Genomic DNA, 6823 nt, shown 5'->3' with positions numbered 1-6823 from the left:
GACTCCTTAAAAACATATCAAATTGCTCAGGTAAAACCAGGCTTCTACACAGTAAAGCATGGCGAACTAATCTTAGATTTCCCAATGAACTGGGGAGCTTTTAAAGATGTTGATGAGAATAATGTTATTGAGATTGCTGAGTATGATCAGGACCTTAATGAGGCCTTAAGTCATTTCTATAATGTTGCAGGGGAGTTTAAGTTAGTGAAGTCTTCTGACAGTATATATTTTGTATTTTCACCACATATAAAAAAAGCGGCTGCATGAGCCGCTTTCTTATTTATGCTAATGTTTGATAGTACTCTTTAAGCATTAGTGCATCTTCCTCTAGATTAGGACTGTTACAAATCATGTAACCAGCACAATTGAACTTCTTAAGAGATCTAAGAAGTGCTTTCCAATCAAATTTAGAATCAGAAAGGTTAAGGTGTTTTAAGTCACCTTTAGAGTTAGTACTGATTCCAGAGATATGGATATGCATATTTTGAAGAGCTTCTTGAGAAAGTTCATTCTGAAGAACACCTAGAACTTCATCGAACTCTTGCTCAGTATTAAACTTTCCAGTTCTTGCAAATAGGTGTGAGAAGTCCATACAAGGACGACAAGACTCAACGTTCTTTGTTAAACTAATAAGTTCTTCAAGAGAACCAAATTGAGAAGTCTTACCTGTAAGTTCAGGTCTTAACTCAATTTCAATATCAAGCCTGCTTAGTCTTTCTTCAATAACGTTCATACTCTTTTCAACAAGGTCAAAAACGTCGAAAGGAGAATCTTTCATATAGAAAGCCGCGTGGAAAGTCATAGACTCAGCACCACAAAGATCTGAGATCTTAGCTGTTTGAATAATTCTTTCTACAGATGAATCAATTTTATCTTGTTCTCTAGCGTTTAGGTTGATGTAGTAAGGTCCGTGTGATGTAAGAGGTACTCCAAGTTCATAAGAGATTTTTCTTAATCCAGAAGAGATTTCTTCCTTCATTCTAACACCGTGTGCAAATTCAAGTTGCATACAGTCTAGACCAAGTTCGTGGATTCTTTTAACACCCTCGATTGGACTATTTTTCTTTGGAGTTGAGTTAGGAACACCAGCTGTACCAAATAGTAGTTTATTGTTATGCATCAACACTCCCCTAAATTTTGTTTTTAACAGGCCATTCATACCATATATTGAGATTAGGTTGTAGCAGCACTGCGTAAAACACTGTAATTTTAAATGCTTATATATCTGTTTACGAGTTTTTGTTATCAGGCTAGGTTTATAGCTTCATTGTGGATTTTTGTCTATAATGGATGAATTACTGTGTAATATTAATACGGAGACAATCTTTGTTTAGAACATCATTCTCGCTACTTATCGCACTATTTATGCAAATATTCCTTATTTCTATGGCCTCAGCGTTCATAGCTATTTGGGTGGATGCGATCTCAATCGTACAATCTGTAATGATGGTGACATTGATCTGGTTAGCATATCTTATGATGTCAGACTTTATCTTCTTTCACCTTTTTCGAGTGGCAAGAGCGAAGTTTGATTCTGATCTAAGTTTGGTATTTAAAAGTTTTTCATTTAGAAATAGAGAAAGACAGTTCCAGGTCTACTCTTCAGCAATATCTCCAGTTTTCATGAGGATCAGTTTACTCAAAGCAAATAAGTTTATTGTGAATGAGTCTGCACTCAAAGACTTTGAGCTCAATGAGATAAAGGCTTACCTGGATCTTGAGTTGTCGTACTCAAGTACCTTGGGCAGCTTTGTAGAAGTTCTTATGCAAAGGTTTTACATCGTGACATGGGTGCCAATTAGAGCATTGTTTACGGTACTATTTGGAAAAGTTGTCGCAGATTACTTGGTTGGGCCCTTAACTCTACTTTATACATCGGTTATTAAGATGTGCAGGTCAGAATTTAATTACGACGGAAAATTTGTCGCAACCTTACCTCAAATACTCTTTAAGGTGAAAATACTAGATAAGGAAAATGGAAAGATCCCACTTTTTAACTATGCTGAGCTGTGTAGTAATTTAATGATTAAAGTTGGTGATGACTCCATGGCTAGATTTGACCCTGATGAGTTATTTAGATGAGAGAAATATTTAGTAAAATTAAAAAACTAGATTTAACAAATTATTATCCCCTTATTTTTACAGCTGTATTTGTCTCGATCTTACTTCAGTATAGATTCCCTGCTCTTGAAGCGATTTTTTACGACTTCAGAGTTAAATACGATATCGGAACAACTTTTGAAGATAATATCGTTATCATTTCAATCGATGAAGAAAGTGATGAGTTCTTAGGTGAGAACTTTCCTTATACCTATACAACTTATAATAAGCTTTTAGATCGTCTACTTAGGGATAATCCGAGGATAATAAATCTCTTTGGAAATATAACAGAGCCAGTTTCTGAGTTAGAAGAAAGAGCACTCCTTGAATTAAAGTCAAAAATAAAGAAATATCAAGAAAGTGGTGGCTTATTTAGATTCGCAACAGAGATTGACTCTTGGGGAGAGAGAATTCCTCCAGAGCCACTTAGAGAGATCGGCTATTCTCCAGCTATTATCAATATAGATAGCTCTAAGTTTGCTAAAGATGATGTTTCGAGAAGGGCTGTTCTCAATATTTCAGGTGAGGAGTCGCTTCATTTTTGGACCGCCAATGAATATAGAATCTCACATAAAGAAACACCGATTGGTTTAAATGATGTTCTGGGGGCTTATTATGTGCGTGAAGCTGATGCAAGTTTTAGCTTATTTCGTTTTTATACTTCGCCAGTAGATAATAAGGGACATTTGAAAAAAGTCCCCTTTCACAGGGTTGTTGTAGGAAATGTGCCGAGAGGATTTTTCAATGACAAAATTATCCTCATCGGGCCTAGTTATGTATCAAATGTTAATGACTATGTTCTAACACCATTTAACAAAGTGGAAACGACAGCGTCAAAAATGAGTGTTCATGCTCAAATTATTCAAGCACTAATTCAGAATAAAACTGTAAAACAAGTACCGTTCACAATCTCAAATATCATTGCACTAGTCGTAGCATTGTTTTTATCAATGGTTATTTCTAGAATTCAGCCAGCAAAAGGACTGATGATCACAATCGGGACGATAATCTCGACTATCGTTTTAGCTTATATTCTCTTTGTGGCATTTGGACTGTGGCTCTATGTTACACATATTCTTTTGACTATATTTATCGTCTACTATATTTGGGTTCCATTTAGAGCGATTGGCGAATATCAAAGACGTTACGCTATTCAAGAAGAAACAAAGCTATTAAAGAGAGTTGAGAACTTAAAGCAGAACTTTATCTCACTAATGAGTCATGATTTAAAAACTCCTGTCGCAAAAATCGCAGGTGTTGCAGATATTATGATTCAAAAGAACAGGGGGAAGGTGGAGCCAGGAGTTATTGATGGTCTAAAATCGATTATAGATTCCACTCGTGAACTTAATGATTTCATCACATCAATTCTAGATTTAACAAAGGTTGAATCTAGAAAACTAACATTAACAATGTCTTCAAAGGACGTGAATAAACTTGTTGAAGATGTTGTTAAAGATCTATCTTATGAAGCGAGGCAGTCTCAAATTGAAATAAATACCGAGTTAGGGCCACTCTTTCCAATTGAGATGGATATTACACTTATTAAACGTGTTCTCTCAAATCTCATTGGGAATGCAATTAAATATTCAGGAAATGACACTGAAGTTCTCGTGAAAACGTGGGATGACGACGAATGGGTTTATATCGAAATTAAAGATAATGGGGTTGGGATTGCGGAAGATGACCTCAATAATATTTTTGAGAAGTTTTATCGGGTAAAAAATGATGCTAGCCACAGTATTAAGGGGAGCGGATTAGGACTTTATCTGGTAAAATATTTCGTAGAGTTACACGGTGGAAAGATATCTGCCGAGTCTGAACTTGGAAATGGAACATCATTCTTAGTTCAACTTAAAAACCAGTAAATGGAGTTGGTATGCATAAAGTATTAGTTGTAGATGATGACAAAGTTTTACAGACCTCTGTCAAAGAAGCTCTAGAATTTCACCATTTTGCAGTAGATGTTGCAGATAATGGGAAAGAAGCTCTTAGCGCAGTCTATAAAGAAAAATACGACTTGGTAGTTATGGACGTGAATATGCCGGAAATGGATGGAATCCAGGCACTGGCTGAAATCAAAAAGTATGATCCATCTATAATTGTTATAATTCTTACAGCGTATTCAAATGTTGGAGACGCAGTTAAAGTTGTAAAAGAAGGTGCATATAACTACTTAGAAAAACCAATCACATCTGAGAATCTTGTTGCTCTAATTAAAAGAGCACTAAAAGCGAGATCACTTGTTGAGACAGTTGGTTTCTCTGCACCAACGCTCTCTCTTGGAGAAGGAAGTGATCAATTTGTTGGTGAATCAGATGTTATGCAGAAGGTTTTCAATGTTATTGCAAAACTTGCTCAAGTAAATACACCTGTTCTTATTCGTGGTGAGTCAGGAACTGGTAAGGAACTTGTTGCAAAAGCAATACATTTCAATGGACCTAGAAAAGATGAAAAATTTGTCACGATCAACCTTGCGGCAATACCAGATAATCTAATTGAATCTGAACTTTTTGGTCATGAAAAAGGAGCCTTTACTGGAGCAACAGAAAGAAAGATTGGAAAGTTTCAATATGCTGATGGTGGAACAATCTTTTTAGATGAAATTGGAGATGTCTCTCCAACTATGCAGGTAAAACTACTAAGAGTTCTTCAGGAAAAATCATTTACTCCTGTAGGATCAAATAGAGATATTAAGTGTGATGTACGTGTCATCGCTGCTTCACATAAACCTTTTGAAGAGATGATCAAAGAAGGGACATTCAGGGAAGATTTATTCTACAGATTAAATGTTCTTCCTGTTTATCTTCCGCCATTAAGAGATAGAACATCAGATGTTCCTTTCTTGACTGATTACTATGTGAACTACTTTAACAATGTTCATAATTTAAATATCTCAGGTCTAAGCGATGATGCTATGGAGCTGATGAAGTCTTATGGTTGGCCAGGTAATATTCGTGAACTTAGAAATGTTATTGAGCACGCATTTATTATTGAATCGACAGATAAGATTCACATTTCTTCACTTCCTGACTCTGTACGTAAAGCAGCAGGAAGCTTAGTTGAAAGCTCTGATTCTGATTCTGAACAGTCAATAATTGATTACAGTGAAATTAAGGACTCTGTTCTTGATGAGCAACCATCAAGAGTAATGGGGCAAAGTTCTGGTGACTATAGTTTTACATTTGCAACGTTTGACGATGGTGGTGAAATTACATTAAATTTCCAGAACGCTAAGGATATGTTTGAGAAAGAATTTATCATTCAGGCCCTTAAGCTTAATAAAGGTAAAATTAATCAGACGGCGTTAAAAGCTAATATTCCTAAGAAGACACTTCTAAGGAAGATTGAAAAGTACGAGATTAATCCAAAAGAATATTATTAATTAGGAATATATAATGGATAGAATGTGGAAGATGAGCCTCTTGATTGTGGCCATAATTCTTGCTGATCAATTTTCAAAAGGCGCTATTCAAACAAATTTTAAACTTGGTGAAATCTATGAGGTTATTCCCGGGTTCTTTAATTTAACCTATGTGAAAAATCCAGGTGTGGCATTTGGAATGGGTGGTGGATGGTCCGACATCGTGAGAATGATCCTTTTTAAAATCATTCCTGTCTTTGCATGCTTTTGGTTTGTTTATTTGATTTGGGACACAAGAAAGAAGTCTTTCCTTCTCTGTCTCTCGTATTCAATGATTTTTGCAGGTGCAGTGGGTAATATTATCGATCGTATTTCAATGGACTATGTTGTAGATATGTTCGATTTCTATATCGGGACTAGTCACTTTGCGACATTCAATGTTGCTGATGCTTCCATATCAGTTGCCGCGGGAATCTTTATTTTGGACTATATAATAGAAGAGCGGAATAAGAAGAAAGAAACTAAAATTGAAAATAAGGCATAAAAAAAGCACGCTCTAAGCGTGCTTTTTAATTATAGAATAGTTAATTATTTTAAGCTGATTCTTCTTCGCTCTGTGCAGCCGGCGCATCTAGAGAAACACCATATTGCTTGTTAAGCTCTTCGAGATTTTCCTCTGAAACATAAAGCTCTGATTTAAGAGTTTCATTACCCCAGGCGATGAATGCATCATCGTGTTGATACATAGTGATTGTTTCCCAAGGACAGTCCTGAGAACAGTTTTGACAACCAATACATCTAGCAAGATCGATCTCAACAGTTTGTCTAAACTCTGGATTACTTGAATCTGGTCCAGCAACGAGTTCAATTGAATCTACAGGACAACCTTGGATACAAACTTCACAACCAGTACAACCAGATTGGTGAACAACGGCTAAAAGTTTAGGTCCCTTCTTTCCTTTTCTCGCAGGCTTAAGACGCGCTGTGTGGTATGGGTTCTCTACGACTACTAGTGTTTCATCACTCATTTTTATCAATTCCTTAAATTTGCCTTTGGATATCAAGACATATTTTAACTCATTGAGCCTTATCATTAAAGCTTTTTTGCGTGTTTAAAATACATAAGATATAGTCGCTTATCAATATTTTATTAGAATTTTATTAAATGTAATATCAAGGGTTTATCTATGAGACGTTTGAGATTTGTGACAGCAGCAAGCTTATTTGATGGTCACGACGTATCAATAAATATTATGAGAAGACTTCTTCAATCTAAGGGTGTTGAAGTTATTCACTTAGGACATAACAGGTCAGCTAAAGAAGTTGTTGATGCTGTATTACATGAAGATGCACATGCTG

Annotated in this window: 8 protein-coding genes; 6 read left to right on the top strand and 2 right to left on the bottom strand. The window is 35.8% G+C overall.

Annotated elements, in window-relative coordinates; translation table 11 throughout:
• The coding region (locus M901_RS08795) for a hypothetical protein (protein ID WP_034721477.1) at window positions 1-267 on the top strand (267 nt) is incomplete at its 5' end.
• Window positions 268-280: 13 nt separating this feature from the next.
• Here M901_RS08795 and M901_RS08790 read toward each other — a convergent pair.
• Window positions 281-1120: a TIM barrel protein gene (locus M901_RS08790; protein ID WP_021277840.1), complete on the bottom strand. Its 840-nt coding sequence runs from the start codon at window positions 1118-1120 to the stop codon at window positions 281-283.
• Between the two features lie 206 nt (window positions 1121-1326).
• Between M901_RS08790 and M901_RS08785 the strand changes: the two genes are divergently transcribed.
• From M901_RS08785 to lspA, 4 genes are read left to right on the top strand one after another with little or no spacing between them, the layout of a single operon-like run.
• Window positions 1327-2082 carry a hypothetical protein gene (locus M901_RS08785; protein ID WP_034721473.1) on the top strand — a complete coding sequence of 252 codons (756 nt, stop codon included), beginning with the start codon at window positions 1327-1329 and terminating at the stop codon, window positions 2080-2082.
• Window positions 2079-3968, top strand: coding sequence for an ATP-binding protein (locus M901_RS08780; RefSeq protein ID WP_021277839.1), 1890 nt, complete (start codon window positions 2079-2081; stop codon window positions 3966-3968). Before M901_RS08785 ends, M901_RS08780 begins: the two co-directional genes overlap by 4 nt.
• An 11-nt stretch (window positions 3969-3979) precedes the next feature.
• On the top strand, window positions 3980-5485 hold the full coding sequence (locus M901_RS08775; RefSeq protein ID WP_021277844.1) for a sigma-54 dependent transcriptional regulator: 1506 nt from the start codon (window positions 3980-3982) through the stop codon (window positions 5483-5485).
• Window positions 5486-5498: 13 nt separating this feature from the next.
• Window positions 5499-6008, top strand: coding sequence for a signal peptidase II (lspA, locus tag M901_RS08770; RefSeq protein ID WP_021277838.1), 510 nt, complete (start codon window positions 5499-5501; stop codon window positions 6006-6008).
• A 49-nt stretch (window positions 6009-6057) separates the two neighbouring features.
• Here the strand turns inward: lspA and M901_RS16480 are convergent, their stop codons facing one another.
• Window positions 6058-6492 carry a 4Fe-4S dicluster domain-containing protein gene (locus M901_RS16480; RefSeq protein ID WP_021277841.1) on the bottom strand — a complete coding sequence of 145 codons (435 nt, stop codon included), beginning with the start codon at window positions 6490-6492 and terminating at the stop codon, window positions 6058-6060.
• A 159-nt stretch (window positions 6493-6651) separates the two neighbouring features.
• Here M901_RS16480 and M901_RS18405 point away from each other — a divergent pair.
• Window positions 6652-6823, top strand: a 172-nt coding sequence (locus M901_RS18405; protein ID WP_021277842.1) for a cobalamin B12-binding domain-containing protein, incomplete at its 3' end; no start/stop codon positions are given.

Origin of the sequence: Bacteriovorax sp. DB6_IX, assembly GCF_000447775.1 — a bacterium.
GTDB lineage: Bacteria > Bdellovibrionota > Bacteriovoracia > Bacteriovoracales > Bacteriovoracaceae > Halobacteriovorax_A.
This window is presented reverse-complemented; position numbering and strand designations above follow the sequence as displayed.

Excerpts from the sequence above, each read along its gene's own strand:
- M901_RS08790 (WP_021277840.1), bottom strand. The coding sequence starts at position 1,120 with ATGCATAACAATAAACTACTATTTGGTACAGCTGGTGTTCCTAACTCA.
- M901_RS08780 (WP_021277839.1), top strand. The coding sequence starts at position 2,079 with ATGAGAGAAATATTTAGTAAAATTAAAAAACTAGATTTAACAAATTAT.
- M901_RS08775 (WP_021277844.1), top strand. The coding sequence starts at position 3,980 with ATGCATAAAGTATTAGTTGTAGATGATGACAAAGTTTTACAGACCTCT.
- lspA (WP_021277838.1), top strand. The coding sequence starts at position 5,499 with ATGGATAGAATGTGGAAGATGAGCCTCTTGATTGTGGCCATAATTCTT.
- M901_RS16480 (WP_021277841.1), bottom strand. The coding sequence starts at position 6,492 with ATGAGTGATGAAACACTAGTAGTCGTAGAGAACCCATACCACACAGCG.